Source organism: uncultured Ramlibacter sp. (assembly GCF_936925435.1).
In the GTDB taxonomy this organism is placed as follows: domain Bacteria; phylum Pseudomonadota; class Gammaproteobacteria; order Burkholderiales; family Burkholderiaceae_C; genus Ramlibacter.
Window position 1 is genome coordinate 70,124 of sequence record NZ_CAKZHQ010000019.1, and the last position, 25,106, is coordinate 95,229.

Sequence of the window (25,106 nt, forward strand, 5' to 3'; positions counted from 1 at the left end):
TCAGTCGTACTGGAAGGTCAGGATCAGGTCGACCGCGCTCTGGTCGCCGGTCTGCCCGCGCAGGGTGACATTGCGGCTGATGTCATAGAACACCGACAAGGTGCCGACCGCACCGGCCAGGCTGCGCTCGTAGGTGACGTAGAAGTTGCGCGCAAAGCGTTTGCCCAGCACCACCGCCGCTTCGCTGGTGCTGCCGGTGGCGCCGGTGGTGGCGCCGCGGTAACTCAGCTCGTCCAGGCCCAGCGAGGCCGCCAGGCCGGGCGTGGCGCCTCCCCGGCTGCCCAGCAGCGCGAGCGCGGCCTCCTGCAGCAGGGCGGCTTCGGCGCCACCCGAGGCCTGCGAGCGGCCGGTGACCAGCCAGGCGAGCTTCTCGGCGTCCGGCATGTCGGGCTGCGCATACAGCCGCACCCGGGGCAGCAGCGCATTGCCCGTGATCTGCACGCCCACCCGCTGGGTCATGTTGGGCCGGATCGCCAGGATGTCCAGCGCGGGGTTGTCCGGCGGCCCGGTGAAACGCAGCACGCCGTGCTCGACGTCCAGCCGCTGTCCATAGGCGCGGTACTGGCCGCCTTCGGTGGTGACCGTGCCGTTCAGGCGCGCCAGCGCCAGCGTCTGCCCCGTGAGTTCGACGCTGCCGCGCAAGCGCGTGTCCAGCCCGTGGCCGCGCACCTGGAAGTCCTCGCCGATCTCCAGCGTCACGGCCAGGGTCACGGTGCGCGGCGCCGGCGCCGCCGCCTCGCTGGCCTGGGAGGCGGCCTTGGCGCCGGTGCCGGCCGTCAGGCCGCGCCGCACGGCCACGTCCTCGCCCAGCTTGGGCGTGTCTTCGTCGGGCAGCACGATGCGGCCCTGGTCGATGCGCAACTTGCCGCGGATGGCTGCGCCGGCCTTGTCGTAATGGCCGGCCAGATCGCCGCTCACCGTCAGTTGGCGGTCGGTGCGGATGCTGGCGCGCAGGCGTTCCAGCTTGGCCTCGAACTGCAGGCGCGGCGCCCCGGCCTCCCACAAGGCCTGGCCTTGCGCGCGCAGCGTGCCGCCGCCGCCCTTGTCGCCGGCGCCGTGCAGGCTGAACTCGTCGACCAGCAGCCGCGTGCCGTCGAGCCGCACGCGCAGGCGGCCATCGCGCAGCTCGATGCCGTCGACCACAGAGCGCAGCGCGAGGTCGTCGGCCGATGCCGTGCCCGTCAACAAAGGCGCGGCGCGCGAACCGGCCAGCGCCAGGTCGGCCGCGAGCGAGCCGCGTAGCCGCCAGCCCGGCGGCGCCAGCAAGGACCAGATGCCCACGCGCGGCAGCTGCGCGCGCAAGCGGCCTTCCAGCGGTGCGTCTGCCGCCCAGTGCCAGCCGCCTGCACCGTCGCGCGACAGGCGCGTCGCCAGCCGGCCTTGCGCGCTGCCGGCGCGCGCGCTGTCCCACAGCAGGTCCATCTGCACCCGCTCGCCGTCATTGGCCAGGCTCAGGCGCGCTTCGCGCACGCCGGCGGCAATGCGCGAAGCGCCGGCACCCGCGCCTTCCGCCATGACACTGACATCGCCGCGCACGCGCGCCAACGACGCGCGCAAGCTCAGTGTCTGGCCCAGCGCGGCATCCCATTGGCCGTCGAACACCAGATCGCCCGCCAGCCCCATGCCGGCCAGTTGGGCGCCGCCGACCAGTTCGAGCCAGGCCAGGGGCAGGCCTGTGATGCGGCCCGCACTGGCCAGCTGGCCGGGCCGCCAGCGCAAGGGCTCCCAGGCCAGTTGGGCGCGTGCGGTGCCGCTGGCCAGGCCCGCTGGCGCAAGGAGTGCGGCCTGGCCCGCACCGACTTCGACCGTGGGCACGCCGGTCCCTGTCCACCGCACAGGGACCGAGGCCAGCGTGCTGACCTGCCAGGTGCCCGTGCCCAGGCCCGGTTCCTGCGCCGAGGCTTCCAGTTGTGTGAGCGCCGCGTGGCCGCCGGCCAGCGTGCCGCCCCCATTGGCGGCCAGCGCGAGGCTGTAGCGGCGCGTGCCCTTGTCCAGCTTTTGCTCCAACTGGCTGCGCACAGTGAGCTGGGCGTTGCTGGCCTTGCCGGTGAGTGCGGCCTGCAGGCTGCGCACCTGGACCGGCACCGTGTTGGCTGCCGCTTGCCAGGCCAGGCCGTCTGCTGCCAGCCGCGCCTGCATGCCAGGGTCTTGCCAGCCGCCCTGCCATTGCAGACCCAGGCTGGCGCTGCCACTGGCCTGAGCCCCACGCCATGCGACCGGCCAGCCGGGCAGGGCTTGCAGCCAGCGCAGCAGCCGTCCCGCATCCGCCAGCTGCGCATCGACTTGCCCGGCGCCTGCATGTTGCGAGAGCTGGCCGTTGGCCGTGGCACGCAGGCCGGGGGCGACCAAGACCATGCGGCCCTGGCCGGCGCGTTCGTGCGGCCGCAACTCCAGTGCGCCATCGAGTGAAACCTCGCGGGCGCGCAACTGCAACAGTGGCAGCGACAGCAGCTTGCCGTCCCAGCGGCCACGGGCCTGCGCCGAGCGCAGGCCCAACGCGTCGGCAATGCCCGGCGCGGCCGTGTTGCTATCGGATGCCTGCAGGGCCGCATCGAAATTGATGACGCTGCCTGTGCCCTGCAAGGCCGCCTTGCCGCCCAGGCGTGGGCCGGCCATCGCGCGGTGCAGTTGTCCGGGGGCGATGCCGTTCAGCGTGGCATTGAGCTGCCAGCGGCCGTCGCTGCGCGCGTCTTCGGTCCAGCGGCCCTGCGCCTGGAGCCGGCCGCCAGCGAGCTGGGCCTGCAGTTGCCGCAGCAGCAGCATGCCGTCGCGCCATTGGCCGTTGCCGGCTACACGCTCGAGCGGCAGCCGGCCCAGGTCCCAAGGTCCGGGCAGGGCATTGCTGGCTTGCAGCCGCCACTCCCAGCTCGCCGTCGTGGCGGTGGCGGACCGCACGCTGGCCTCGCCGGTCAGGCGCGTGTGGGGCCCCTGCGGCCAGAGCAGGGCGAGATCCAGGTCTGCGAACCGGGCCTGGGCTTCGGGCAGGGGCTGGGCCGCCCAGGGCGTCAGGCGTGCGCTGAGGCTAGCCTGCGTTGCCGTTGTGGTCTGCGCCGTGGCCCGTAGCTGCGCGCGCACACGCAAGTCCTGCAGCGGGCCGCGGGCCTGCGCCTCGAAGGCCAAGGGCACCGGCTGGCCGCCAGCGGGCAGCTGGGCTTGCAGCGCGCCCACCACCGTGGCTTCCAGTTGCAGGGCATCGCCGGCCTGCAGCCGCGCCTCCCCGTGGTAGCTGCCGCCATTGGCCTGCAGCGTGCGCAGCAGCAGGTGGTGGCTGGCCCCGTTGTAGGTGTAGCGGCCGCTGATGGACGAGGCTTCGAAAGCCGTAGCGCCCTGCCATTGCAGCCGGCCCAGGCTGACCTCGGCCAGCGTCACCGGGAATGGCAAAACGATGGCTGCCGGCGGCGTCGCGGGTGTCGCAGGCGCAGGGCGCTGGTCCTCGATGCGTAGCACATCGGCGGCAAGCCGGTCGATGCGCAGCTGGCCCGACAGCAGGGCCAGGGGTTGCCAGGACAGGTGCAGACCCTGGGCTTCGATCAGCAGGCCGCCATCGTGCCAGCGCAGACGCTCGACGCGGCCTCCGGTGCGCACCGCGCCACTGACTCCCTCGGTGTTCAGAACCTGGCTGCGCTGCAGCCATTGCAGTGTGGTGGCCAGCGAACCGTCCGTGCCGCTCCACCACCACAGGCCTGCCGCGGCCGTCAGCGACAAGGCGAGCAGCACAGCCAGCACGCGCATGGCGATGCGCCAGGCGCGGCGCTGCTGCGGCGCAGCCTGTTGCGGAGCGTGGTCCTCAGCCATCAGAAGTTGAATCCCACGTTCATGTGCAGCCGGACCTTCCTGGGCTTGAGGCCGTAGGCCAGGTCCAGCTGCAAGGGGCCGATCGGGCTGCGCCAGCGCACGCCGGCGCCGACGCCGGCCTGGGGCTCGAGTTCGCGCACCGCGTTGGCCACGGCACCGGCGTCGATGAAGACCGCGCTTTCCCAGTCGGTGCGCTGGCCGTTGCGCAGGATGGGCCGCTGCCACTCCACGCTGCCCAGAGCCATGTAGCGGCCGGGGCCCACCACCCCGTCAGGCTGGACCACGCCGATGTCGCGGTAGCCGTAGCCGCGGACCGTCGAATCGCCGCCGCTGCGAAACAGCAGGGTGGACGGGATCGGCGCCTGGGTGGCGCCCAGCACCGCGCCGCCCTCGGCGCGCAGGGCCAACCTGCCGCTGTCCAGCGGCCGCACGCCAAGCCAGCGCAGCATGCCGCGCAGGAAGGGCTTGCGCATGTCGCCCAGCGTCATGCCGCCGCCGGCCTCCGCGCCGAAGCCGTTGCCCGAGGAGGGAAAGGGCTCGCTGTCGAAGTAGCGGCCGGTCCAGACGTAGTTGGCGCTCAGGGCCGAGCCATCGCCTGAGGCCGCGTCCGACAAGGGGGCGCCGCTGGACTGGTGCACCGAGGAGTTGTCGTACTGCAGGTAGACGTTGCGGTCGATGTGGTCGCTGCTCTTGGAGCGGCCCGTGCGCAGCTGCTGGCTCGTCGTCACCAGGGTGTCGTCGTCGATGCGGCTGATGCGGCCCAGCACACCCCAGCGCCAGCCGTTCTCTTCGGGGATGGCCGTCCATTCACTCGCCAGGTAGGGCGTCTTGCGGTCGGCCTGCAGCTTGGTGACGGCCCGCCAGCCCAGGCCCGGCACGCGCTGGTGTGTGTGCTCCACCGAGGCGCGCGGCCCGTAGTCGGTGCTGATGCCGACGCCCAGCACCAGCTTTTGCATCTGCGCCTCGCGCACCTGGACCTGCACCGGCGCGGCGGCCGGATCGCTTTGCGGGTCGACGAAGAAGTAGACCGAATCGAAGTAGCCGCTGGCCGCCAGGCGCTGCTGGGCGTCGTTGAGATCCTTCTGGTCGTAGACCGATCCCGCCGGCAGCCGCGCCAGGCGCGGCACGAGGCGCGGGTCATAGCGCTGGATGCCCGCTACCTGCATGGGCCCCAGCAGGAAGGGCGGTCCCGAGTCCAGCCGCAGGTCCAGCTGCGCTGCGTTGGCCGGTGCATCGATGTCGGCCAGGCTGTAGCTGATGCGGCCGGCCGGGTAGCGCCGCTCGACCAGCTGGCGCAGGGCCTGGGTCTTGGCGTCGTCCCAGGCGCCCTGGGTGAAGCCGCGGCCGGCGGGCAGCTGCCAGTCTTTCTGGATGCGCTCACGCTGGGCAGCGGCATCGGGGTCGCTGCTGGCAGCGATGTCGCCGGTGAAGTTGACAGCCGCAGCCGCCACCCGGGTGGCAGGCCCGGGCTCCACGCGCACGATGATGCGCGGGCGCGTGCCGGCGCCGCCTTCGCGCGTGATGGCGACCTCCGGGCTGAAGTAGCCCAATGTGCCCACCAGGTTGCGCACGTCGGCTTCGGCCAGCTTGACCAGGCGCGCCAGTTCAGCGTCTTCCAGGTCGGTGACCGCGCGGTAGCGGCGCAGCTCCATGTGGCGCTCCAGCAGGGCACGAACGGTATCTGGCGCGCGCACCACGATGTCGAAAGCCTCGGTCTGGGTGTCGGCTGTGCGGGGCCCGACGGCGCCTTCGGGCGTCACCGGCGGCGCCAGCCCGGCCGGAGGGGGGGCTGGCGCAGGCGCGGTCTGTGTGGCCCCCGATGCCGGTGTCACCACCACGGTGGGCGTGGCCAGCGGCTGGGCGGCGATGCCGGCAGCTGCGCCGGCGTACAAGGCGGCAGCAAGCGCCCGGGCCAACGGGAGAACCAGGTGCCGTGCGGTGCGCAGCAAGCCTGTCACCTCATTTGGACAGCAGCCGCATCGCCTCCTCCAGCCCCTTGAGCGTCAACGGGAACATGCGCTGGTTGACCAGTTGCTGGATGACGCCGATGCTCTGGCGGTACTGCCAGACGCCTTGCGGCTCGGGATTGATCCAGGCGAACTTGGGAAAGGCGTTGGTCAGGCGCTGTAGCCATTCGGATCCGGCTTCCTCGTTGTTGTACTCGACGCTGCCGCCGGGCTGCAGGATCTCATAGGGACTCATGGTCGCATCGCCGATGAAGATCAGCTTGTAGTCCTTGTTGTACTTGCGGATGATGTCCCAGGTGGCGAACTTCTCAGAGAAGCGCCGCCGGTTGTTCTTCCACATGAAGTCGTAGACGCAGTTGTGGAAGTAATAGAACTCCAGGTGCTTGAACTCCACCTTGGCGGCCGAGAACATCTCCTCGACCCGGTGGATGTGTTCGTCCATGGTGCCGCCCACGTCCATCAGCAGCAGCACCTTCACGTTGTTGTGCCGCTCGGGAACCATCTTGATGTCCAGGTAGCCGGCGTTGGCGGCGGTGGCGCGGATGGTGTCGGGCAGGTCCAGCTCGTCCTGTGCGCCCTCGCGGGCGAAGCGGCGCAGGCGGCGCAGCGCCACCTTGATGTTGCGCGTGCCCAGCTCCTGGGTGTCGTCGTAGTCCTTGTAGGCGCGCTGGTCCCAGACCTTGACCGCGCTCTTGTTGCGGCTTTTTTCCTGGCCGATGCGGATACCCTGGGGATTGAAGCCATTGGCGCCGAAGGGAGAGGTGCCACCGGTGCCTATCCACTTGCTGCCGCCCTCGTGGCGCTCTTTTTGCTCCTCGAAGCGCTTCCTGAGCGTCTCCATCAGCTCGTCCCATCCCATCTTCTCGATGGCCGCCTTCTCTTCGGGGCTCAGCTGCAGCTCCAGGTTCTTGCGCAGCCACTCCAGCGGAACTTCCTTGCTGAAGTCGGCAACCATCTCCACACCCTTGAAGTAAGAGGCGAAGGCGCGGTCGAACTTGTCGTAGTGCTTCTCGTCCTTCACCAGGGTGGTGCGGCTGAGGTAGTAGAAGTCGTCGACCTTCCAGCCGTCCTCGCTATGGGGCCCCACGACCCCTTCCTGCAGCGCCTCCAGCAGCACCAGGTATTCCTTGACCGACACCGGCAGCTTGGCCGAGCGCAAGATGTAGAAGAAGTCGATCAGCATGGCTCAGCTCTCGCGTGGCCGGTCCAGCAGGTACAGCAGCTGGGCCTTGACCTCCGGCCATTCGCCGGCCGTCATGCTGTACATCACGGTGTCGCGCACCGTGCCATCGCGCCGCAGGGCGTGGTGGCGCAGCACGCCGTCCTTCCTGGCGCCCAGCCGTTCGATGGCCTTCTGGCTGGCGAAGTTGTAGTTGTCGGTGCGCCAGCCCACCAGCGCTGCCTGCAGCTGCTCGAAGGCGTGCGTCATCAGCATCAGCTTGCAGGCGGTGTTCACATGGGTGCGCTGGCAGCGTTTGGCGTACCAGGTGTAGCCGATCTCCAGGCGCCGCACGGCTGGCACGATGTCGTGGTAGCTGGTGCTGCCCAGCACGCTGCCGCTGGCTGCGTCGAGCACGGCGAAGGCCAGACGGTTGCCGTCCTTGCGCATCTGCAGGGCCTGCTCGATGTAGGCGCGGGTGTTCTCGGGCTCGGGCACCGAGGTCACGCGGATGTTCCACAGCTCGCCGTCGGCCGCCGCGGCGCGCAGGCCCTCTTCGTGTTCCAGGCCCAGGGGCACCAGCTGCAGACCCCGCTGCGACAGGACGATGGGTTCGACGAAAGCCATGGCGGTGTTCAATCCTTCTTGTCGTTGCGGCTGCGGCGCCAGCGCCGCGCCAGCTGCACGCCGGCACCACCGCCCACGCCCACCAGCAAAATGCCCGCGATGGCGGCGTTGCCATATCCGGGCGCGAAGATGTCGATGCCCAGCAGGCGGCCGATCCAGAAACCCAGCAGGGCGCCGCCCAGGAATCCGATGGCGTCGCTCAGGCCTTCCAGCAGTAGGGGGTTCATTTGGTTGGCCTTAGCGGTTGTGGCGCTGCATGAACACCAGTTTCTCGAACAGCGTCACGTCCTGCTCGTTCTTGAGCAGGGCGCCCACCAGCGGCGGCACGGCGACCTTGTCGTCCTTGCTTTGCAGGGCTTCGAGCGGGATGTCCTCGGCCACCAGCAGCTTGAGCCAGTCCAGCAGTTCGCTGGTCGAGGGCTTCTTTTTCAGGCCGGGCAGGTTGCGCACGTCGTAGAAGGTCTTCATCGCCGCCGCCAGCAGCTCTTTCTTGAGGCTGGGGAAATGCACGTCGACGATCAGCTTCATCGTGTCGGCGTCGGGGAACTTGATGTAGTGGAAGAAGCAGCGGCGCAGGAAGGCGTCGGGCAGTTCCTTCTCGTTGTTCGAGGTGATGAAGACCAGGGGGCGGTGCTTGGCGCGGATCAGTTCACGCGTCTCGTACACATAGAACTCCATGCGGTCTATCTCGCGCAGCAGGTCGTTCGGGAACTCGATGTCGGCCTTGTCGATTTCGTCGATCAGCAGGGCCACCGGCTGGTCGGCGGTGAAGGCCTGCCAGAGCACGCCCTTGACGATGTAGTTGTGGATGTCCTTGACCCGCTCACCGCCGTCCACGTCGGCCAGCTGCGAGTCGCGCAGGCGGCTGACGGCATCGTACTCATACAGGCCTTGTTGGGCCTTGGTGGTGGATTTGATGTGCCATTGCAACAGCGGCATGCCCAGGGCCTGGGCCACTTCCTCGGCCAGCATGGTCTTGCCGGTGCCGGGCTCGCCCTTGACCAGCAGGGGGCGCTTGAGGGTGTGAGCGGCGTTGACGGCCAGCATCAGATCCTGGGTCGCGACGTAGTTCTGGGTGCCTTGGAACTTCATGGGAAGGGGGTGCGGGTTGGGGGAGGGGGAGCCCTGGTTATAATCAAGGGTTGATCAGACCCCAAGAATCCCACTGATTTTGCCCGCAAAATGAACAAGTTGTTGACCGCGCTCTTTGCCCTGGCTGTCGCTTGCGTGACGAGTGTCGCGCATTCCCAGGTGCCGCAAGCCGCCCCCAAGGCCGCCGTCCCGGCGCCGGCAGGCGCCAAGTCGATCGAAGCCAAGGTCGCCATGTGCATCGGTTGCCACGGCATCGTGGGCTACCAGGCCAGCTTCCCCGAGGTGCACAAGGTGCCGATGATCTCGGGCCAGAGCGCCAAGTACATCGTTGCAGCCCTGGGCGCCTACAAGACGGGCGACCGCAAGCACCCCACCATGCGCAGCATCGCCGATTCGCTGTCCGAGCAGGACATGAACGACGTCGCCGCCTTCTACGAAGCCAGTGGCAAGGACGCGGGCAAGACGCTGGGCGACAAGCCCAACAAGGAACCCAGCCCCCAGGTCGCGGCCCTGCTGCAAAAGGCCGCCTGCGTGTCCTGCCACGGCGCCAACTTCTCCAAGCCCATCGACCCGGCCTATCCCAAGATCGCCGGCCAGCATGCCGACTACATGTTCGTCGCGCTCAAGGCCTACAAGACCGAGGGCAATGCCGCCGTCGGCCGTTCCAACGGCGTGATGGCCGCCATCGCCAAGCAGTTCAGCAATGCCGAACTCAAGGCCCTTGCCGGCTACGTCAGCTCGCTCGACGGCGAACTCAAGACCGTGCCGGAACACAAGTTCCGTTAAGCCGCGCCCCGGCGCAGAAAAAAGGCCCGCAACGCGGGCCTTTTTTTCATTCAGGCGAGGCTTATTTCGTGGCCCGGCGCTGCACGCATTCCACATAGGCCGCGCCGTCGGGCGGGCGGCCGGCGCGCTGGCTTTCCCACAGCATCTGGCCCAGGCACTCCATGGCCTCGTGGTGGGCGTCGTGGATGGAGCTGCGCCGTGCGGCCAGCAGTTCCACCGCCTGGCGGATGCCGCGCGGCTGGTCGATCGAGCACTGCTCGCTGATCGACAGGTGCATGGACAGGTGCAAAAAGGGATTGGTCTGGCCGTCCTGGCCGTCGTAGACCCGGTCCACGGCGGCCTGCGCATCGGCCAGGTCGGGGTCGTATTCGGGATGCTCGGCCAGCCACTGGCTGGCCAGGGTTTCCAGCGCGTCCAGCGGCTGGCCGGCGCGGGCCTTGGCATGGACAGCGCAAAAGAATCGCCGCACATCCTCTTGCGAGGGATTGAACATGCGCCGGAGGTTAGCACGCGTCTCGCGCTGCTGTTCTACGCGCCGGCGCGGCGGCGTCCTACCGCTGAGCTTCTGGCCGCGACCTACCCTGCAGGCTCACAGGCCGCAAGGCAAGGAGCAAACATGAACGCAGCAAAAATCACCGGCATCGTCCTCATCGTGCTGGGCCTGGCCGGCTTCTTCACCGGCGGCTTCAGCTTCACCAAGGAGACGACCAAGGCCGAGATCGGCCCGCTCCAGCTGAAGGTGGAGGAAAAGGAATCGGTCAACGTGCCGCAGTGGCTGAGCATCGGCGCCATGGCGCTGGGCGGCGTGCTGCTGGTCGTGGGTTTCCGCCGCAAGGCTTGAGGGCAGCGCGCCTTCAGGCCGCCTGCTGCAGCAGCAGGCGCGAGATCGCGCGCGCGCTGTCCTGCAGCGCCGGCAGCAGGCTCTCCTGCGCTGCTTTCACATTGGTGCGGTTGGCCTGGCCGCTGATGTTCAGCGCCGCCACCGTGCGGCCCGAGCGCCCGGTGATGGGCACGGCCAGCGAAATCAGGCCTTCTTCCAGTTCCTGGTTGACGATGCTCCAGCCCTGGCGGCGCACCTGCGCCACCTTGGCGGCCAGCGCGGCCACGTCGGTCACGGTGTGGCGCGTCAAGGCCTGGCGGTCGGAAGCCTCCAGCCGCGCCAGCATGTCCTCCTCGGGCAGGTCGGCCAGCAGCACGCGGCCCATCGAGGTGCAATAGGCCGGCAGGCGCGAGCCCACGCCCAGGCTGATGCGCATGATCTTGTGGGTCGGCACCCGCAGCACATAGACGATGTCGGTGGCGTCCAGCACCGCCGCCGAGCACGACTCCTTGACCTGCGCCACCAGCAACTGCATCACCGGCTCGGCCAGGTTCCAGATCGGCATGGACGACAGATAGGCGAAGCCCAGGTCCAGGATGCGCGGCGTCAGCGTGTACAGCTTGCCGTCGGTCTGCACATAGCCCAGCGCCTGCAGCGTCAACAGGATGCGCCGCGCACCGGCCCGCGTCAGGCCGCTGCGGGCCGCCACTTCACTGAGTGTCTGTTGCGGCGCCTGCGCATTGAAGCTGCGGATGACCTCCAGGCCGCGGGCAAACGACTGCACATAGCTGTCGCCGGGTTGCGGGCTGCCGTGGGCGCGGGAGGCGGTGTTGGCCATCGTGTCTGCTTGCTCTAAAATTCATTATACGAACAAGAGTTCGTATATCGAACAGCTTCGAGCACGAGGGGACGCAATGATCGACAAGCTGGCCGCTTCGGTGGCGCAGGCGCTGGCGGGGCCGCTGGACGGCGCCACCGTCATGGTGGGCGGCTTCGGCACGGCCGGCATCCCCAACGAGCTGGTCGACGGCCTGATCGCCCTGCTGGCCGACAGCCGGGCCCAGGGCCTGACGGTGGTCAACAACAACGCTGGCAACGGCGACACCGGCCTGGCGGCCCTGCTGGCCACCGGCCGGGTGCGCAAGATCATCTGCAGCTTCCCAAGGCAGGCCGACAGCCAGGTCTTCGATGCCCTGTACCGCAGCGGCAAGATCGAGCTGGAGCTGGTGCCGCAGGGCAACCTGGCCGAACGCATCCGCGCCGCCGGCGCCGGCATCGGCGCCTTCTTCACGCCAACCGGCTACGGCACGGAGCTGGCCAAGGGCAAAGAGGTGCGCGAGATCAACGGCCGCATGCAGGTGCTGGAGCACGCCATCCACGCCGACCTAGCCCTGATCAAGGCCGAGCGCGGCGACCGCTGGGGCAACCTGACTTACCGCATGGCGGCGCGCAACTTCGGCCCAGTGATGGCCATGGCCGCCACGCGCACCGTGGCCAGCGTGCACGAGGTCGTCCCCCTGGGCGCGCTGGACCCGGAAGCCGTGGTCACGCCCGGCATCTTCGTGCACCGCATCGTGCAGGTGCCGCGCGTCGCCACGCAAGGCGGTGGTTTCAAGAAGGCAGCATGACGATGTCTTGCCAGCACCGCACAAAAGACCAACTGGCCGCCCGCGTGGCCCAGGACATGCCCGATGGCGCCTACGTCAATCTGGGCATCGGCATGCCCACCCTGGTGGCCAACCACATCCCGGCGGGGCGCGAGATCATCCTGCAAAGCGAAAACGGCATCCTGGGCATGGGCCCGGCGCCGGCCGCGGGCGAAGAGGACTACGACCTGATCAACGCCGGCAAGCAGCCCGTCACCCTGCTGGCCGGCGCCGCCTTCTTCCACCATGCCGACAGCTTCGCCATGATGCGCGGCGGCCATCTGGACATCTGCGTGCTGGGCGCCTTCCAGGTCAGCGCCAAGGGCGACCTGGCCAACTGGCACACGGGCGAGCCCGGTGCCATCCCCGCCGTCGGCGGCGCCATGGACCTGGCCAGCGGCGCGCGCCAGACCTGGGTGATGATGGACCTGCTGACCAAGCAGGGCGAGAGCAAGCTGGTGCGCGAATGCAGTTACCCGCTGACGGCTCTGGCCTGTGTCAAGCGAATCTACACCGACGTTGCCACGCTGGAAGTGACGCCCACTGGTCTGCGCTGCGTGGACCGCGTCGATGGCCTGTCGCACGCACAACTGGAGCAGATGGTTGGCCTGCCCATCGCCGCCTGACACCATGCGCAACTTCAGCTACAACGGCCAGCCCTCGCGAGTGGTCTTCGGCGCCGGGTCCATCGCCCACCTGGAGCGCGAGATCGACCTGCTGGGCGCTAAGCGGGCGCTGGTACTGTCCACGCCGGAGCAGGCGCAGCAGGCGCAGGCCATCGCCGACCGCCTGGGCGCGCGCGCCGCGGGCATCTTTGCGCGGGCCGTGATGCATGTGCCCATCGAGGCAGCGCGCGAGGCGCGGGAGGTGGCGGCGCAACTGGGTGCCGACTGCGCCATCGCCATCGGCGGCGGTTCGACCACCGGCCTGGGCAAGGCCATCGCCCTGGACTCGGGCCTGCCCATCCTGGCCATTCCCACCACCTACGCTGGCAGCGAGATGACGCCCATCTACGGCATCACCGAGGGCGGACTGAAGAAGACCGGCAAGGACGCCCGGGTCATGCCGCGCACCGTCATCTACGACCCGGAGTTGACGCTGGGCCTGCCTGTGGCCATGAGCGTGGCCAGCGGCATGAACGCCATCGCCCATGCGGTCGAGGGGCTCTACGCGCAGGACGGCAATCCCGTCATGGACCTGATGGCACTCGAGGGCATCGCCGCTTTCGCGCGGGCACTGCCCGCCATCCGCGCCACGCCGCGGGATGTGGCCGCCCGCAGCGACGCGCTCTACGGCGCCTGGCTGTGCGGCACGGTGCTGGGCAACGTCGGCATGGCCTTGCACCACAAGCTGTGCCACACCCTGGGCGGCAGCTTCAACCTGCCGCACGCCGAGGTTCACACCGTGGTGTTGCCGCAGGCCACGGCCTTCAACGCCGCTGCCGCCCCCGAAGCCATGGCGCGCATTGCCCTGGCCTTGGGCGCGCCCTCGGCCGCCGCCGGCCTGTTCGACCTGGCGCGTGACAACGGCGCGCCGGTGGCGCTCAAGGACATCGGCATGCGCAGTGAAGACCTGGACCGCGCCGCCGACATTGCCGTGGCCAACCCCTACTGGAACCCGCGGCCCATCACGGCCGCCGAGCGCGGCGCCGTCCGCGAGCTGCTGCAGCGCGCCTACGATGGCGTGCGCCCTGACTGATTTTTTTGCCTGAGAGAGACACCATGAGCCAAGCCTTCATCTGCGATGCCATCCGCACGCCCTTCGGCCGCTACGGCGGCGCCCTGTCCAGCGTGCGCACCGACGACTTGGGCGCCATCCCCATCCGCGCCCTGATGGAGCGCAACGCCAAGGTCGACTGGGCCGCCGTGAGCGACGTGCTCTATGGCTGCGCCAACCAGGCCGGCGAGGACAACCGCAACGTCGCCCGCATGGCAGGCCTGCTGGCGGGCCTGCCGGTGGACGTGCCTGGCGCCACCCTCAACCGCCTGTGCGGCTCCGGCCTGGATGCGGTGGGCACGGCGGCGCGCGCCATCCGCGCCGGCGAAGCCGGCCTGCTGATCGCCGGCGGCGTCGAGAGCATGAGCCGCGCGCCCTTTGTCATGCCCAAGGCCGACAGCGCTTTCAGCCGCGCCAACGCGGTCTACGACACCACCATCGGCTGGCGCTTCATCAACAAGCTGATGAAGGAGCGCTACGGCGTCGACTCCATGCCCGAGACGGCGGAGAACGTGGCCACAGACCACAAGATCGAGCGCGAGGCCCAGGACCGCATGGCCCTGGCCAGCCAACTCAAGGCGGTCGCCGCGCAAAAGGCCGGCCACTTCGACGCCGAGATCGTGCCGGTGAGCATTGCCCAAAAGAAGGGCGACGCCATCGTGGTGAGCAAGGACGAGCATCCGCGCGAAACCTCGATCGAGGTCCTGGCCAAGCTCAAACCCATCGTCCGGCCCGACGGCACGGTGACGGCCGGCAATGCCAGCGGCGTCAACGACGGCGCCTGTGCCCTGCTGCTGGCCGACGAAGCCAGCGCAGTGAAGAACGGCCTGACCCCGCGCGCTCGCATCGTCGGCATGGCCACGGCTGGCGTGGCGCCGCGCGTCATGGGCATCGGTCCGGCGCCGGCCACGCAAAAAGTGCTGGCCTTGACAGGCTTGAAGCTCGAGCAGATGGACGTGATCGAGTTGAACGAGGCTTTTGCCGCGCAAGGCCTGGCCGTGTTGCGCGCATTGGGTCTGCGCGACGACGATGAGCGGGTGAACCGCTGGGGCGGCGCCATCGCCCTGGGTCATCCGCTGGGCGCATCGGGCGCGCGGCTGGTGACCACGGCGGTCAACCAGCTGCACCAGGGCGGCGGCCGCTATGCGCTGTGCACCATGTGCATCGGCGTCGGCCAGGGCATCGCCCTGGTCCTCGAGCGCGTCTGATGGTTCCTAATTTGATAGCAACTCGGGGCCATTTCACGGGGGCTGGGTGCTTGTTTTGTGCTGACCATGAACCGGAAAAACCCATGAGCAATGACATGCAGGACCAGTTGCTGGTGCGCCAGCTGGTGGAGCGCTGGGCCGTCTGGCGCGACGCCGGCGACTGGGAGCGCTTTGCCACGGTCTGGCATCCCGAGGGCGTGATGATGGCCACCTGGTTCCAGGGCCCGTTTGCCGACTTCATTCGCGTCACCCAGGAGGGCTGGGCCAAGGGCGTGAGCATCCTGCACTTCCTGGGCGGCTCGGCCATCGAGGTGGCGGGCGACCGCGCCATCGCCCAGACCAAGATGACGATCTCGCAGCGCGGCTCGGTCGAGGGCGAGGACGGCCCGGTGCTGTGCGACGTGGTCTGCACCGGGCGCTTTTACGACTTCGTGCAGCGCCATGAGGGCCAGTGGAAGCTGCTGCACCGCCAGCCGATCTACGAGAAGGACCGCATCGACCCGGTCGACCCCTCGGCCCAGCTGCGGCTTGACGCGGCGGCGCTGGCGACCTTCCCCGAGGGCTATCGCCACCTGGCCTACATCCAGACGCGCATCGGCTACACGGTCAAACTGGACATGCCCATGCTCAAAGGCCCGGTGGTCCAGGATCTGTACAAGCGCGGCGCGCGCTGGCTGGCCGGCGGCACGCTGGAGCGTTGACGCCTGACTGAGACCCGCATCCTGGTGCGGGGCGACATCGAGCGCTGGGGCAAACTGGTGCGTGAACTGGATATCAAACCGGAGTAAATGAGATGAAGGTACTGGGCATTTCTGGCAGCCTGCGTGCGGCCTCCTACAACACCATGGCGCTGCGCGCCGCGCAAAAGCTCGCGCCTGCAGGGGTGACGATAGAGATCGCGGACATCTCCGCCATCCCCATGTACAACGACGACGTGCGCGCCGCCGGCGAGCCCGCGGCCGTGGTGGCGCTCAAGGAGCAGGTGCGCCACGCCGACGCCCTGCTGCTGGTCACGCCGGAGTACAACTTCTCCATCCCCGGCGTCTTGAAGAACACCCTGGACTGGATGTCGCGCCCGCCGGCGCCGCCCTTCGACGGCAAGCCCGTGGCCATCATGGGCGCGAGCCCAGGCCCGGTGGGCACGGCCCGCGTGCAGTACCACCTGCGCCAGGTTCTGGTGTTCATGAACACCTTCACGGTCAACAAGCCCGAGGTCTTCATCAGCCATTGCGCCGGCAAGTTCGACGCGCAGGGGGAATTGACGGACGAGGCCTCGCGCAAGTTCATCGGCGATCTGCTGGTCTCGTTGCAGCAACTGACGACGCGGCTGAAATAGGCGCCGGCTGCGGCGACAATGGCGGGCTTGGACTTCCCGCTCATCACCGATCCGCTGTTTTATCTGGTCGCCGTTCCGGCCGTGCTCTTGCTGGGCATCAGCAAGAGTGGCTTTGGCGCCGGCTTCGGCTCACTGGCCGTGCCCATGATGGCGCTGGCGGTGAGCGTGCCGCAGGCCGCCGCCATCCTGATGCCGGTGCTGCTGGTGATGGACCTGCTGGGCCTGCACGCCTTCCGCAAGCACTTCGACTGGAAGCTGGTGCGCTTCCTGCTGCCGTTTGGCCTGCTGGGCGTGGTGGTGGGGGCGCTGCTGTTCAAGCTATTGGACTCGCATCTGGTGGCCGGCATCGTGGGCATCTTCACTCTGGTCTTCCTGGCCCAGCGCCTGCTGTTCCCGCCGCGGCCGGACAGCCCGCACCCGCCCAAGTGGCTGGGCGCGCTGCTGACGGTGACCTCGGGCTTCACCAGCTTTGTCTCGCACGCCGGCGGCCCGCCCATCAATGCCTACGTCATCCCGATGCGGCTGCCGCCCCTGGTGTTCACCGCCAGCATGGCGGTGTTCTTCTTCGTGGTGAACCTGGCCAAGTGGATTCCCTACGGCTGGCTGGGTCTGCTGGACCTGCGCAACATGGCGACCTCGATCGCCCTGCTGCCGCTGGCACCGGTGGGTGTGTTCATCGGCGTGCGCATCGCCCACCGCATCAACCCGGTGCTGTTCTACCGCTTCATCTATTGGGGCATGTTCCTCACCGGCTGCAAGCTGGTGTGGGACGGCTTCCTCGCCTGAGCGGCGGCGGCGTTCAAGCCGGCAGGAGCTGAGCGCTCAGGCGCTGCTCCAGCGCCGCGACCAGGCCGCCCAGCGGAATCTCCAGTTCGACCAGCAGTGGCCGCACGACGTCCATCGACCGGCCCTCATGCAGAGCCTGTTCCAGCAGCTGGGCATGGCCCTGGACGATGAGGGCGCCGACATTGGCCGAGACGCCGCGCAGCGTGTGGACCAGGCGCTGGGCCGTGACCAGGTCGCCGTCGACCAGGGCCTGGCGGATCTGCGCGCCCACGCCCTTGTGGCTGCTGGCATAGCGCTGCAGCAGCTGCAGGTACAGCGGTTGCTTGCCCAGCACGCGCGACAGGCCCACACCGGTGTCCAGGCCTTCGATGTCCTGCAGCTGGTCCAGCCCGCTGGCGGCAAGGGCCGCCAGCCGCGCCGGGGCCTTGGCGGGGGCCGGGGTCACGGGCGGAATCCAGCGCAGCAGGATGGCCCACAGCGCATCGGGGTCGATGGGCTTGACCAGGAAGTCGTTCATGCCGGCGTCCAGGCACTTGCGCCTGTCCTGCTCCATGGCATTGGCCGTCATGGCGACGATGGGCAGGCCGGCCAGCGGCGCCAGCTGGCGCAGGGCGCGGGTGGCGGCCAGGCCGTCCATCACCGGCATCTGCATGTCCATGAAGACCAGGTCGTAAGCGGTGCGTTGCGCCATCACCATGGCCACCCGGCCGTTGTCGGCGGTCTCGACCACCAGGCCGGCATCTTCGAGCAGTTCGCGCGCCACCATCTGGTTGACGTCGTTGTCTTCCACCAGCAGGATGCGCGCGCCGCGGATCGCCGCCAGCCGGTTGTCCATGGCAGCGGCCACCCGCGAGCCGGCGGCCTGCTCGCGCCGCGCCCCCAGCACGTCCATCGTGGTGTCGAAAAGCATCGAGGCGTTGACCGGCTTGACCAGCACGTTGTCGATGCCGGCGGCCTCGGCCTCGCCCTGCACTTCGTCGTGGCCGTAGGCCGTGACCAGCAGGAACAGCGGCGGCGACGCCAGGCCCAGGGCCCGGATGCGGCGCGCCGTTTCCAGGCCGTCCATGGCCGGCATGCGCCAGTCCAGGTAGACGATGTCGTAGGGCTGACCGGAGGCAGCCGCCTTGCGCACGGCTTCGATGGCCAGGGCACCGGTGGCGGCCTGGTCGGCGCGGAAGGTCATGCCCTCGAGCATGGCGGCGATCACCGTGCGGGCGTGCTCGTTGTCGTCCACCACCAGGGCGCGGCGGCCGCGCAGGTCGGGCCGCGGCAGCAGCTCGCGCTGCTGGCCCCGGCCCAGGCGCAGGCGCGCGCTGAACCAGAAGCTGCTGCCCTTGCCCAGCTCGCTGTCCACACCGACCTCGCCGCCCATCAGCTGCGCCAGGCTCTTGGAGATGGCCAGGCCCAGGCCGGTGCCGCCGAAGCGGCGGGTGGTCGAGGTGTCGGCCTGCGAGAAGCTTTCGAACAGCCGGCCCATCTGCTCGGACGACAGGCCGATGCCGCTGTCGCGCACCCGGAAGTGCAGCAGCACATCATTGGCGCTGCGCTCGCTGGCGCGCACGGAGATCACGATCTCGCCGCTGTCGGTGAACTTCACCGCGTTGTTGGCGTAGTTGAGCAGGATCTGGTTCAGGCGCAGCGAGTCGCCCACCAGGTGGGTGGGCACGTCCGGCGCCACCTCGAACACCAGCTCCAGGCCCTTGGCATGGCTTTTTTCGCTGACCAGGCTGGAGGTGCTCTCGAGCAGCTGGGCCAGCTCGAATTCGTTGTTTTCCAGGTCGAGCTTGCCGGCTTCCACCTTGGAAAAATCCAGGATGTCGTTGATCACGCCCAGCAGGTGCTGGCCCGAGGACTGCACCTTGCTCAGGTAGTCGCGCTGGCGGGCGCTCAGCTCGGTCTTGAGCACCAGGTGCGACAGGCCCAGGATGGCGTTCATGGGCGTGCGGATCTCGTGGCTCATGTTGGCCAGGAAGTTCGACTTCATGCGGGTCGTTTCCTCGGCCAGCTCCCTGGCGCGGTGGATCGCCTGCTCGTTCTTCTTGCGTTCTGTGATGTCGCGCGTGACGGTGACGACGCCGATCACCTGCCCGTCGTGGTCGCGCAGCGGGTTGCGCTGGATCTCCAGCAGCACCTGGCGGTCGCCCGGCAGGGTGACGGCAGTCTCGTGGGACGAGGGCTGCAGCGTCGCCAGCAAGGCCGCATCGCGCTCGACCATCTTGTCGGCGTTGGGCTGCGACATGAAGTCGTGGGCGCGCTGTCCGATGATCTCGTGCGCCGGCCGGCCGGCCTGCGCCAGGAAGGCGTCGTTGCAGCCCAGGAAGCTGCCGTCCAGGCCGCGGTAGCAGATGGCGTCGGGGATGGACTGGATCAGCGAGCAGAGCATGGCCTGCTGGCGCCGGGTGTCCTGCTCGGCCCGGTGCTGCGCCGTGACGTCGCGGAAGGCGATCACGCTGCCCACGCACTTGCCGTGGATGCGCTGCGGGATCACCCGGCGCTGCAGCACCCGGCCGTCGAGCAGCTCGATGACGCTGAAGTCCTCGGCATCCGGATTGCAGCGGCGCTGCTCCACGCCGGCCAGCAGCGCGCTGGGGTCCTTCACGCGGGCCGCCTGGAAGGCCGCCATGGAGGCGATGTTCAGGGTGCCCAGTGCGTCCTCGGGAACGCCCCACATCTCGACGAAACGGATGTTGTAGTAGAGCGAGTTGTCGGAGTACTGCAGGGTCAGGATGCCGTCACTGGCGGCGTCCAGGGTGGACACCAGCAGCGCGTGCGAGCTGCGCAAGCTGGCCAGTTCGGCCTCGCTGCGCGCCAGCAGCGCCTGGGTCCGGGCCAGCCGCGCGCCAGCCTCGGCCTCGGCCAGGGCGGCAGTCAGATCGGTGGGCGCACGGTCCATGGGTTTTACAACGGTGGCATCAATGAGACCACCGCGCCCAGGCCCAGGCTTAGGGAAATGCCTTAAGCGGATCAGGAAAACCCGTTAGCGCGCCTCGGGGTCCCAGCCGGGCGGCCGGTGTTCGTCGCGCTGGTCGCGTTCGCGGCGCTCGCGCACCTGGGCCCGTTCACTGGCCATCTGTTCCTCCAGCTGGGCGCGGCCCTGCTTGATGACGGCAATGACCTTGGCCTGGTCGCGGTGGTGGGGGTACATCTGCTCGAACAGCGCGATGTTGTGGCGCCGGAACCGCATCGCCTGGCCGCGCGCCTCGTGGGCCGGGTAGCCCAGCACCTCCAGCACCGTGCGGGCGCTGCGCAGGCTGGACTCGAAGACCTCGCGCTCGACCCGCTGCACCCCGCGGTCGCGCAGTTCGTTCCAGTGGGTCACGTCGCGTGCCCGCGCCACCAGTTCCAGGTGGGGGAAGTGCGCGTTCGCCAGTTCGACGATGGCCAGCGACTGCGCCTGGTCGTCCACCGCCACGACCAGCACGCGGGCGGTGGCGGCGCCGGCGGTGCGCAGCAGGTCCAGCCGGGTCGCGTCGCCATAGAACACCTTGAAGCCGAAGGAGCGCGCCGCCTCGATCATGTCGGCATCGTGGTCCAGCACCGTGGCCGTCAGGCCCTGGGCCGACAGCATGCGGCTGATGATCTGGCCGTAGCGGCCGAAGCCCGCGATGATGACCGGCGCGGTCTGCGGCTCGCTGATCTCCGCCAGCTGCGGCAGGTTGCAGTTGGCCCAGCGCGGCAGCAGCAGGCGGTCGATTGCCACCAGCAGCAGTGGGGCCAGCAGCATGGAGATGGCCACGGCGCCGATCAGCAGCGAGGCCGTCTCGCGCGGGAACACATGGGCGCCGGCGGCCGCCTGGAAGACCACGAAGGCGAACTCGCCGCCCTGGGCCAGCAGCAGGGTGAAGACCGGGCGCTCCTGCAGCGGCAGGCCGATGCGCACCGCCAGAAACCAGATGACAGCGGCCTTGAGCGCCAGGAAAACCACGACGACCAGGGCCATCTGCAGCGGCGAGGCCAGCAGCACGCCGAAGTCCACGCTCATGCCCACGGCGATGAAGAACAGGCCCAGCAGCAGGCCCTTGAATGGCTCGATGTCGGTTTCCAGCTCGCGCCGGTACTCGCTCTCGGCCAGCAGCACGCCGGCCAGGAAGGCGCCCAGCGCCATCGACAGGCCGACGGCCTGCATCAGGGCGGCGATGGCCACCACCAGCAGCAGCGAGGCAGCGGTGAAGATCTCGGGCGTCCTGCTCTTGGCGATCCAGCGCAGCAGCGGCCGCAGGGCCAGCCGGCCACCGAGCACGATGGCGGCGATGACTGCTACGATTTTGATAGCCTCCAGGGCCCGGTTGACGGGGGCCAGGGCCTGATTTGCCTCTGAAAATCCACCCAGCAGCGGGATCAGGGCCAGGATAGGGATGGCGGCCACGTCCTGGAACAGCAGGATGGAAAAGCTGGACTGGCCGCTGGTGGTGCCCAACTGGTTGCGCTCGCCCATCACCTGCAAGGCGATCGCCGTGGACGACAGGGCCAGGCCCAGGGCCGCCACCAGGCTGACCTTCCAGTCCACGCCCAGGGCCAGGCCGGCACCGAACAGCAGGGCGGTGCAGCCCAGCACCTGGGCCGCGCCCCAGCCGAAGATCGGGCCGCGCAGCTTCCACAGGCGACGCGGCTCCAGCTCCAGGCCGACCAGGAACAGCATCAACACCACGCCGAACTCGGCGAAATGCAGGATGTCTTCCACCTTGGTCACCAGGCCCAGTCCCCAGGGCCCGATGGCGATGCCGGCGGCCAGGTAACCGATGATGGAGCCCAGGCCCAGGTACTTGGACAGCGGCACGACCAGCACCGCGGCGCTCAGGTAGATCAGGCTGTTGGTCAGCCAGGCGGGTGCGTGTTCCATGGCTAGAGCACCACCGGCCGGTCGGTTTGCGGCACCTCGCAGGCCGGGCATGCATCCAGGTCGTCGATTTCCGGCCATTGCGGATGGCTGGCCAGGCGCTCACCGAGCACCCGGGCGTGGTCGGCCACGGCCTGCTCACCCACACTGTGGGCCCCATGCAACAGCAGGGGCGGCAGGAAGCGCATGCCGCACAACGCCGCCGTCTGCTCATAGGGCGGCAGGAAGGCGTCGAAGAAATAGCGGTTGTAGCCCTGTGGGTGGTAGGAGGCCTCGGGCCCGCCGGTGCTGGCCACCAGCCACAGGTCGCGGCCCTGCAAGGCCGTGCCGCCGGGGCCATAGGCCCAGCCATAGGCCAGGACCTCATCCAGCCAGAGCTTTTGCAGGGCGGGCATGGAATACCACTGGATGGGGTGCAGCAGCACCACCAGGCGGGCGGCGGCCACGCGGGCCTGTTCGGCCGCCACGTCGATGTCGTAGTCGGGGTAGCTGGCGTACAGGTCCTGCACCTGCACGCCTGGCACCTCGCGGGCGGCGTCCAGCAGGCGACGGGTGACCCGCGATTCGCGCCAGTCGGGGTGGGCCGCGAGCAGGTAGATACCCTGCTTCCCCGGTGCGCGCGGTGTTTGGTCCAGGTCATCCATGCCGCTAACATAGCGCAAAGCGGCGCCCATCAGGGACAAGCCGTCAACCCAGAGGAGCTCCCCATGCCCGTTGTGGTCGTTGCCAATCCCAAAGGCGGTGTCGGAAAGTCCACCATAGCGACAAACATCGCCGGGTATTTCGCGGGCCAGGGCCATGCGGTGATGCTGGGCGACGCCGACCGCCAGCAATCCTCGCGGCTGTGGCTGGGGCTGCGCCCAGCCGCCGCCCGGCCCATCGCCACCTGGGAGCTCACCCCCCAGAACATCGTGCGGCCCCCCAAGGGCACGAGCCATGTGGTGCTGGACACGCCCGCGGGCATGCACGGCAAGCAGTTCCAGGACATTCTCAAGCTGGCCGACAAGGTGGTGGTGCCGCTGCAGCCCAGCGTGTTCGATATCTTCGCCACCCGCAGCTTCCTGGACGAACTGGCCGAGCACCGCAAGGCCTCGAAGATGCAGGTGGGCATCGTCGGCATGCGGGTCGACAACCGCACCATTGCCGCCGACAAGCTGCACGAGTTCGTCGACAGCCTGGGCCTGCCGGTGCTGGGCTACCTGCGCCAGACCACCAACTACATCCAGCTGGCGGCGCGCGGCCTGACCCTGTTCGACGTCGCCCCCGGCCGGGTCGAGCGCGACCTGGAGCAATGGGAAGGCATCTGTCGCTGGCTGGACAACTGAGAGAGCGCGCGCCCGCTACATTGGGGCGATGAAAAAGATTTTCGCTTCCCTCGCCGAGCTGCCACCCCTGGTCGGCCAGGACCTGGCCACCAGCGACTGGGTCACGGTCACGCAGGAGCAGGTCAACCAGTTCGCGCAGGCGACGGGTGACCACCAGTGGATCCACGTCGATGTCGAGAAGGCCAAGGCCGGGCCGTTTGGCGGGCCCATCGCCCACGGCTTTCTCACCCTGTCCATGATCCCGCGCTTTTTTGACAGCGCGATGGAGATCCGGGGCACGCGCATGGGCGTGAACTACGGCCTGAACAAGGTGCGCTTCACCTCGCCGGTGCCGGTGGGCAGCCGGCTGCGGGCCCACATGAAGCTGCTGGCCTGCGACCCCATCGACAACGGCGGCATGCAGATGGCCTGGCAGGTGACGGTGGAGCGCGAGGGCGCCGACAAGCCGGCCTGCGTGGCCGAGTCGCTGGCGCGCCGTTACCCCTAGGCGCAACCCAGGCGAAAAAAAACCCGCCGGGTGTCGGCGGGTTTTTTTGTGCCCTTGGGGGCAGGGGTCTTACAGGTAACCGACTTCACCCGAGGAGATGTGGCCCAGGCGGACGGCTTCGGCTGCTTCGGCGCGGACGACAGCGCGGTCGGCGCGCGACTGCACGGCGATCACGCGCGAGCCGGCGGGCTCCGTGCTGCGGTTCTTGGCGACGGTCGCGGCTTCGGCGTTGACTTCGGCGCGGGTGCGGTTGCCTTCGAACTTGACGGCGAATTGCGAGCCATCGGCTTCATCGGCCTGGGCGCCCATGGAGGCGACGGCAGCCAGGGTGGCGAGAGCGGCAACGGTGAAGAATTTTGCGGTGTTCATAGTCAGTTTCCTTTGGATGCTTTTGGCGGTTCCGGTCGCGGCGGTGGTTCCCGTCTGCCCGGCTTCGACGCTTGCCTTATGGGTTGTTTGCGTCGATGGATGAACTGTATTGCGCCCCGGCCCATCCAGAAAGCCCTGGCTCCTCAATTGTCTGTTGCTGATTTCGCAATGATCCCGAAGCCGTTCTGGCGCCAGGCCTCGAACACCGTCACGGCCACCGCGTTGGACAGGTTCAGGCTGCGCTGGCCGGCCAGCATGGGCAGTTTCAGGCGCTGCTGCGGCGGGAAGCTCTCGCGCAGCTGCGGCGCCAGGCCACGGGTCTCGGAGCCGAAGACCAGCCAGTCGCCCGGCCTGAAGGCCGCGTCGTGCACGGTCCGCGTGCCCTTGGTGGTCAGCGCGAAGAGGCGTTGCGCGTCGGGTTGCTCGGCGTCCAGGAAGGCCTGCCAGCCGGCATGGCGCCGCAGCTGCGCGTACTCGTGGTAGTCCAGGCCGGCGCGCCGCATGTGCTTGTCGTCCATGGAAAAGCCCAGCGGCTCGATCAGGTGCAGGGTGCAACCGGTGTTGGCCGACAGCCGGATCACGTTGCCGGTGTTGGGAGGGATCTCCGGCTCGACCAGGACGATATGGAACATGCTCAGACCTTGCGGTGAACGGCGACCTTGCGCAGCAGTTCGAACAGCATGGCCTGTTCGGCGTCGCTCAGATGGCGCAGCAGTTCCTGCTCCATCTGGCTGGCGGTCGCGTCGGCCTTGTTGGCCAGGCTCGTGCCCTTGGCCGTCAGGCGGATGAACTGCACCCGGCGGTCGGCCTCGCTGCGCGTGCGCTTGAGCAGCTCGCGCGCCTGCAGGCGGTCCAGGATCACGCTGAGGTTGGGCGCCGGGATGTTCAGCGCCAGCGCCAACTGCTTGGAGCTCAGGTCGCGGTTGGACGAGGCCAATTGCAAGATGGTGAACTCCACCTGCTTGAGCGCATAGACCTTGGCGATGTGCTTGTCGAAGACCTTGTTGCTGGGGACGCTGGCCTGGGCCAGGTTGTAGCCCAGCAGCCTGGTCATCCTGCTGTGGTCAAGCCCGCCCGGCAGTGCAGCCTCGGCAGGGCGGGAATGGGAGGAGCTCATGGCCCGGCAGTGTAGTGCGGGCCGCGAGCTGCC

General features: G+C 68.7%; 25 protein-coding genes. 11 read left to right on the top strand and 14 right to left on the bottom strand.

Annotated elements, in window-relative coordinates; all coding sequences use genetic code 11:
* Genes Q0632_RS09390 through Q0632_RS09415 form a run of 6 tightly spaced genes read right to left on the bottom strand, consistent with a single transcriptional unit; the run spans position 1 to position 8,640 of the window.
* Entirely contained in the window at positions 1 to 3,795 is a 3,795-nt protein-coding gene (locus tag Q0632_RS09390; RefSeq protein ID WP_298927906.1) for a translocation/assembly module TamB domain-containing protein, read from the bottom strand.
* Positions 3,795 to 5,744 carry an autotransporter assembly complex family protein gene (locus tag Q0632_RS09395; RefSeq protein ID WP_298927911.1) on the bottom strand — a complete coding sequence of 650 codons (1,950 nt, stop codon included), beginning with the start codon at positions 5,742 to 5,744 and terminating at the stop codon, positions 3,795 to 3,797. Before Q0632_RS09395 ends, Q0632_RS09390 begins: the two co-directional genes overlap by 1 nt.
* Before the next feature lie 10 nt (positions 5,745 to 5,754).
* Positions 5,755 to 6,945 (bottom strand): VWA domain-containing protein, encoded by a 1,191-nt coding sequence (locus tag Q0632_RS09400; RefSeq protein WP_298927915.1) that lies wholly within the window; start codon positions 6,943 to 6,945, stop codon positions 5,755 to 5,757.
* A 3-nt stretch (positions 6,946 to 6,948) separates the two neighbouring features.
* Positions 6,949 to 7,548 (bottom strand): GNAT family protein, encoded by a 600-nt coding sequence (locus tag Q0632_RS09405; protein WP_298927919.1) that lies wholly within the window; start codon positions 7,546 to 7,548, stop codon positions 6,949 to 6,951.
* An 8-nt stretch (positions 7,549 to 7,556) separates the two neighbouring features.
* The gene (locus tag Q0632_RS09410; RefSeq protein ID WP_298927924.1) at positions 7,557 to 7,775 is read right to left on the bottom strand and encodes a hypothetical protein; all 219 of its coding nucleotides are present in this window, start codon (positions 7,773 to 7,775) and stop codon (positions 7,557 to 7,559) included.
* A gap of 10 nt (positions 7,776 to 7,785) precedes the next feature.
* On the bottom strand, positions 7,786 to 8,640 hold the full coding sequence (locus tag Q0632_RS09415) for a MoxR family ATPase (RefSeq protein ID WP_298927928.1): 855 nt from the start codon (positions 8,638 to 8,640) through the stop codon (positions 7,786 to 7,788).
* A gap of 90 nt (positions 8,641 to 8,730) precedes the next feature.
* Here Q0632_RS09415 and Q0632_RS09420 point away from each other — a divergent pair, with 90 nt between their 5' ends.
* Entirely contained in the window at positions 8,731 to 9,426 is a 696-nt protein-coding gene (locus Q0632_RS09420; RefSeq protein ID WP_298927932.1) for a c-type cytochrome, read from the top strand.
* Positions 9,427 to 9,487: 61 nt separating this feature from the next.
* Here the strand turns inward: Q0632_RS09420 and Q0632_RS09425 are convergent, their stop codons facing one another.
* Positions 9,488 to 9,919 carry a DUF1841 family protein gene (locus tag Q0632_RS09425; RefSeq protein ID WP_298927937.1) on the bottom strand — a complete coding sequence of 144 codons (432 nt, stop codon included), beginning with the start codon at positions 9,917 to 9,919 and terminating at the stop codon, positions 9,488 to 9,490.
* Positions 9,920 to 10,042: 123 nt separating this feature from the next.
* Between Q0632_RS09425 and Q0632_RS09430 the strand changes: the two genes are divergently transcribed.
* Entirely contained in the window at positions 10,043 to 10,267 is a 225-nt protein-coding gene (locus Q0632_RS09430; RefSeq protein ID WP_298927941.1) for a hypothetical protein, read from the top strand.
* Between the two features lie 13 nt (positions 10,268 to 10,280).
* Here Q0632_RS09430 and Q0632_RS09435 read toward each other — a convergent pair whose 3' ends face one another.
* Complete coding sequence (locus Q0632_RS09435; protein ID WP_298927946.1) at positions 10,281 to 11,084, bottom strand: IclR family transcriptional regulator C-terminal domain-containing protein; 804 nt, start codon at positions 11,082 to 11,084, stop codon at positions 10,281 to 10,283.
* Positions 11,085 to 11,160: 76 nt separating this feature from the next.
* On the opposite strand from Q0632_RS09435, the gene Q0632_RS09440 reads away from it, so the two are divergent.
* From Q0632_RS09440 to Q0632_RS09470, 7 genes are all read left to right on the top strand, one after another.
* The gene (locus tag Q0632_RS09440) at positions 11,161 to 11,874 is read left to right on the top strand and encodes a 3-oxoacid CoA-transferase subunit A (RefSeq protein WP_298927951.1); all 714 of its coding nucleotides are present in this window, start codon (positions 11,161 to 11,163) and stop codon (positions 11,872 to 11,874) included.
* Positions 11,875 to 11,876: 2 nt separating this feature from the next.
* Positions 11,877 to 12,518, top strand: coding sequence for a 3-oxoacid CoA-transferase subunit B (locus Q0632_RS09445; RefSeq protein ID WP_298928062.1), 642 nt, complete (start codon positions 11,877 to 11,879; stop codon positions 12,516 to 12,518).
* Between the two features lie 4 nt (positions 12,519 to 12,522).
* On the top strand, positions 12,523 to 13,590 hold the full coding sequence (locus Q0632_RS09450) for a maleylacetate reductase (protein WP_298927957.1): 1,068 nt from the start codon (positions 12,523 to 12,525) through the stop codon (positions 13,588 to 13,590).
* A 23-nt stretch (positions 13,591 to 13,613) separates the two neighbouring features.
* Positions 13,614 to 14,816 carry a 3-oxoadipyl-CoA thiolase gene (gene pcaF / locus Q0632_RS09455; RefSeq protein ID WP_298927960.1) on the top strand — a complete coding sequence of 401 codons (1,203 nt, stop codon included), beginning with the start codon at positions 13,614 to 13,616 and terminating at the stop codon, positions 14,814 to 14,816.
* A gap of 83 nt (positions 14,817 to 14,899) precedes the next feature.
* The gene (locus tag Q0632_RS09460; protein ID WP_298927963.1) at positions 14,900 to 15,517 is read left to right on the top strand and encodes a nuclear transport factor 2 family protein; all 618 of its coding nucleotides are present in this window, start codon (positions 14,900 to 14,902) and stop codon (positions 15,515 to 15,517) included.
* Positions 15,518 to 15,609: 92 nt separating this feature from the next.
* Positions 15,610 to 16,152 carry an NADPH-dependent FMN reductase gene (locus Q0632_RS09465; RefSeq protein ID WP_298927966.1) on the top strand — a complete coding sequence of 181 codons (543 nt, stop codon included), beginning with the start codon at positions 15,610 to 15,612 and terminating at the stop codon, positions 16,150 to 16,152.
* A gap of 27 nt (positions 16,153 to 16,179) precedes the next feature.
* On the top strand, positions 16,180 to 16,938 hold the full coding sequence (locus tag Q0632_RS09470; protein ID WP_298927969.1) for a sulfite exporter TauE/SafE family protein: 759 nt from the start codon (positions 16,180 to 16,182) through the stop codon (positions 16,936 to 16,938).
* Positions 16,939 to 16,951: 13 nt separating this feature from the next.
* Here Q0632_RS09470 and Q0632_RS09475 read toward each other — a convergent pair whose 3' ends face one another.
* The 3 genes from Q0632_RS09475 to Q0632_RS09485 form a co-directional block, all read right to left on the bottom strand.
* The gene (locus Q0632_RS09475; protein WP_298927974.1) at positions 16,952 to 19,831 is read right to left on the bottom strand and encodes a response regulator; all 2,880 of its coding nucleotides are present in this window, start codon (positions 19,829 to 19,831) and stop codon (positions 16,952 to 16,954) included.
* 84 nt (positions 19,832 to 19,915) lie between these two features.
* The gene (gene kefC, locus Q0632_RS09480; protein ID WP_298927977.1) at positions 19,916 to 21,778 is read right to left on the bottom strand and encodes a glutathione-regulated potassium-efflux system protein KefC; all 1,863 of its coding nucleotides are present in this window, start codon (positions 21,776 to 21,778) and stop codon (positions 19,916 to 19,918) included.
* A gap of 2 nt (positions 21,779 to 21,780) precedes the next feature.
* Entirely contained in the window at positions 21,781 to 22,419 is a 639-nt protein-coding gene (locus Q0632_RS09485; RefSeq protein ID WP_298927980.1) for an NAD(P)H-dependent oxidoreductase, read from the bottom strand.
* 63 nt (positions 22,420 to 22,482) lie between these two features.
* On the opposite strand from Q0632_RS09485, the gene Q0632_RS09490 reads away from it, so the two are divergent.
* Entirely contained in the window at positions 22,483 to 23,100 is a 618-nt protein-coding gene (locus Q0632_RS09490) for a ParA family protein (RefSeq protein WP_298927983.1), read from the top strand.
* Positions 23,101 to 23,128: 28 nt separating this feature from the next.
* A complete protein-coding gene (locus Q0632_RS09495) occupies positions 23,129 to 23,587 on the top strand; it encodes a MaoC family dehydratase (RefSeq protein WP_298927985.1) in 459 nt (152 codons plus the stop codon).
* A 69-nt stretch (positions 23,588 to 23,656) separates the two neighbouring features.
* On the opposite strand, the gene Q0632_RS09500 is transcribed toward Q0632_RS09495, so the two are convergent.
* The 3 genes from Q0632_RS09500 to Q0632_RS09510 all read right to left on the bottom strand — a co-directional run bounded on the left by Q0632_RS09500 (position 23,657) and on the right by Q0632_RS09510 (position 25,073).
* Complete coding sequence (locus Q0632_RS09500) at positions 23,657 to 23,956, bottom strand: DUF4148 domain-containing protein (RefSeq protein WP_298927987.1); 300 nt, start codon at positions 23,954 to 23,956, stop codon at positions 23,657 to 23,659.
* 143 nt (positions 23,957 to 24,099) lie between these two features.
* Positions 24,100 to 24,588, bottom strand: a complete 489-nt coding sequence (gene trmL, locus Q0632_RS09505; RefSeq protein WP_298927989.1) for a tRNA (uridine(34)/cytosine(34)/5-carboxymethylaminomethyluridine(34)-2'-O)-methyltransferase TrmL — start codon at positions 24,586 to 24,588, stop codon at positions 24,100 to 24,102.
* Between the two features lie 2 nt (positions 24,589 to 24,590).
* On the bottom strand, positions 24,591 to 25,073 hold the full coding sequence (locus Q0632_RS09510; RefSeq protein WP_298927991.1) for a MarR family transcriptional regulator: 483 nt from the start codon (positions 25,071 to 25,073) through the stop codon (positions 24,591 to 24,593).
* Positions 25,074 to 25,106 lie beyond the last annotated feature (33 nt).

What these genes read in the sequence shown, in the direction of transcription:
- Q0632_RS09390 (WP_298927906.1), bottom strand. Translation starts at nt 3,795, where the DNA reads ATGGCTGAGGACCACGCTCCGCAACAGGCTGCGCCGCAGCAGCGCCGC.
- Q0632_RS09400 (WP_298927915.1), bottom strand. Translation starts at nt 6,945, where the DNA reads ATGCTGATCGACTTCTTCTACATCTTGCGCTCGGCCAAGCTGCCGGTG.
- Q0632_RS09405 (WP_298927919.1), bottom strand. Translation starts at nt 7,548, where the DNA reads ATGGCTTTCGTCGAACCCATCGTCCTGTCGCAGCGGGGTCTGCAGCTG.
- Q0632_RS09410 (WP_298927924.1), bottom strand. Translation starts at nt 7,775, where the DNA reads ATGAACCCCCTACTGCTGGAAGGCCTGAGCGACGCCATCGGATTCCTG.
- Q0632_RS09415 (WP_298927928.1), bottom strand. Translation starts at nt 8,640, where the DNA reads ATGAAGTTCCAAGGCACCCAGAACTACGTCGCGACCCAGGATCTGATG.
- Q0632_RS09420 (WP_298927932.1), top strand. Translation starts at nt 8,731, where the DNA reads ATGAACAAGTTGTTGACCGCGCTCTTTGCCCTGGCTGTCGCTTGCGTG.
- Q0632_RS09425 (WP_298927937.1), bottom strand. Translation starts at nt 9,919, where the DNA reads ATGTTCAATCCCTCGCAAGAGGATGTGCGGCGATTCTTTTGCGCTGTC.
- Q0632_RS09430 (WP_298927941.1), top strand. Translation starts at nt 10,043, where the DNA reads ATGAACGCAGCAAAAATCACCGGCATCGTCCTCATCGTGCTGGGCCTG.
- Q0632_RS09435 (WP_298927946.1), bottom strand. Translation starts at nt 11,084, where the DNA reads ATGGCCAACACCGCCTCCCGCGCCCACGGCAGCCCGCAACCCGGCGAC.
- Q0632_RS09440 (WP_298927951.1), top strand. Translation starts at nt 11,161, where the DNA reads ATGATCGACAAGCTGGCCGCTTCGGTGGCGCAGGCGCTGGCGGGGCCG.
- Q0632_RS09445 (WP_298928062.1), top strand. Translation starts at nt 11,877, where the DNA reads ATGTCTTGCCAGCACCGCACAAAAGACCAACTGGCCGCCCGCGTGGCC.
- Q0632_RS09450 (WP_298927957.1), top strand. Translation starts at nt 12,523, where the DNA reads ATGCGCAACTTCAGCTACAACGGCCAGCCCTCGCGAGTGGTCTTCGGC.
- pcaF (WP_298927960.1), top strand. Translation starts at nt 13,614, where the DNA reads ATGAGCCAAGCCTTCATCTGCGATGCCATCCGCACGCCCTTCGGCCGC.
- Q0632_RS09460 (WP_298927963.1), top strand. Translation starts at nt 14,900, where the DNA reads ATGAGCAATGACATGCAGGACCAGTTGCTGGTGCGCCAGCTGGTGGAG.
- Q0632_RS09465 (WP_298927966.1), top strand. Translation starts at nt 15,610, where the DNA reads ATGAAGGTACTGGGCATTTCTGGCAGCCTGCGTGCGGCCTCCTACAAC.
- Q0632_RS09475 (WP_298927974.1), bottom strand. Translation starts at nt 19,831, where the DNA reads ATGGACCGTGCGCCCACCGATCTGACTGCCGCCCTGGCCGAGGCCGAG.
- kefC (WP_298927977.1), bottom strand. Translation starts at nt 21,778, where the DNA reads ATGGAACACGCACCCGCCTGGCTGACCAACAGCCTGATCTACCTGAGC.
- Q0632_RS09485 (WP_298927980.1), bottom strand. Translation starts at nt 22,419, where the DNA reads ATGGATGACCTGGACCAAACACCGCGCGCACCGGGGAAGCAGGGTATC.
- Q0632_RS09490 (WP_298927983.1), top strand. Translation starts at nt 22,483, where the DNA reads ATGCCCGTTGTGGTCGTTGCCAATCCCAAAGGCGGTGTCGGAAAGTCC.
- Q0632_RS09495 (WP_298927985.1), top strand. Translation starts at nt 23,129, where the DNA reads ATGAAAAAGATTTTCGCTTCCCTCGCCGAGCTGCCACCCCTGGTCGGC.
- Q0632_RS09500 (WP_298927987.1), bottom strand. Translation starts at nt 23,956, where the DNA reads ATGAACACCGCAAAATTCTTCACCGTTGCCGCTCTCGCCACCCTGGCT.
- trmL (WP_298927989.1), bottom strand. Translation starts at nt 24,588, where the DNA reads ATGTTCCATATCGTCCTGGTCGAGCCGGAGATCCCTCCCAACACCGGC.
- Q0632_RS09510 (WP_298927991.1), bottom strand. Translation starts at nt 25,073, where the DNA reads ATGAGCTCCTCCCATTCCCGCCCTGCCGAGGCTGCACTGCCGGGCGGG.